General features: G+C 43.9%; 3 protein-coding genes. 1 reads left to right on the top strand and 2 read right to left on the bottom strand.

The window, feature by feature from the left end; translation table 11 throughout:
- Nucleotides 1–603, top strand: a 603-nt coding sequence (locus tag A3729_RS29805) for a hypothetical protein (RefSeq protein ID WP_231877535.1), incomplete at its 5' end; no start/stop codon positions are given.
- On the opposite strand, the gene A3729_RS29800 is transcribed toward A3729_RS29805, so the two are convergent.
- Complete coding sequence (locus A3729_RS29800) at nucleotides 600–866, bottom strand: hypothetical protein (RefSeq protein ID WP_068507777.1); 267 nt, start codon at nucleotides 864–866, stop codon at nucleotides 600–602. The two genes, A3729_RS29805 and A3729_RS29800, sit on opposite strands and share 4 nt — an antisense overlap.
- Nucleotides 867–1,046, bottom strand: a 180-nt coding sequence (locus tag A3729_RS29795) for an aminopeptidase (protein ID WP_197476289.1), incomplete at its 5' end; no start/stop codon positions are given. It lies immediately after the preceding gene.

Raw genomic sequence — 1,046 nt, 5'->3', positions numbered from 1 at the left:
TCTATAGTTACAAGGAAGAAACTCATGAGCGCACTTATCCACTTGGCAGAAGTCTTTGTTTTTTTGCTTTTCATCATCACCTTCGTAAGAATTCGCTCACTCTATCGTGATTACCCTCCTCTCAACCATACTAAAAAAATGACACAAACTGACGAGCGTAAACCTTTAGTAGGAAATGCTTCAGCCAGTGTGAAATATGAGGACAAAATGGCTATCCTCAAAGAAGCACAAGTTTTTGCAGGTATGCAGCTTCTACCCCTAAAAAAGCGCTATGGAGATATACATGGCGAAAAGTATGCTTGGTTGAGAAAAGCCTGCGCTTTCTACCTTATAGGGGCAACCCGCGCTATAACGAACACAGGCCAATGTGGCCCAGGCACATACGAAGAAATTACTGGACTGGTAATCAAGTCTTGCTTGAAGACCCCTAACAACGACGTACTCGCTTATCTAAAGAGCGCTTCAAATGACGAGTGGGATAAAGAGCAAAAGGTCTTAGCATTAACTGGAGAGCAAGCAGCAGCTAACTGGGTATCAGGCAAGGCTATCCCTCACCACACTACCCTGGACGAACACTTAAGTCGAAACGGAATTATTGCTTAAATTCCAGTGACTGATAGTGAGATAATTTTCTCGTGCCCCTCACCTACCTGAATCTCTTTGCTGCGGAGGCAAACTTTCTCAACTCGCTCGACGCTCATCTCGACTTGCTTAGCAATACTGTCACTCTGCATGTCTACCGAGGCATCTTTTAGACAGCGAGTAATAACACCTTCGTCCATTTTGAATTTCATCCATAAATACAGCCAGACATGCGCCCAGAGAGAGATAATTATCACCAGTGCCAAAACAATATTCTGTGTCATTTATTGATGCTCTCCAATCGCTTCACTTAAGGACTTCAAATGCGCATGCCGCTGTGACTTATCAAGTTCAGACAAGCGCTCAACCTCCTGATAAAAAGCATCCCAATCCTCACCAAGCCTGTGGTATAAAGCGATAAAACCTGGCACCAAGTCCTGATAGTTCGATAAGGTTGAAAAACC

It is taken from the genome of Oleiphilus sp. HI0043, assembly GCF_001634935.1.
Note: the sequence above shows the minus strand (reverse complement) of the source record. Positions and strands in the feature narration are given on the sequence as shown.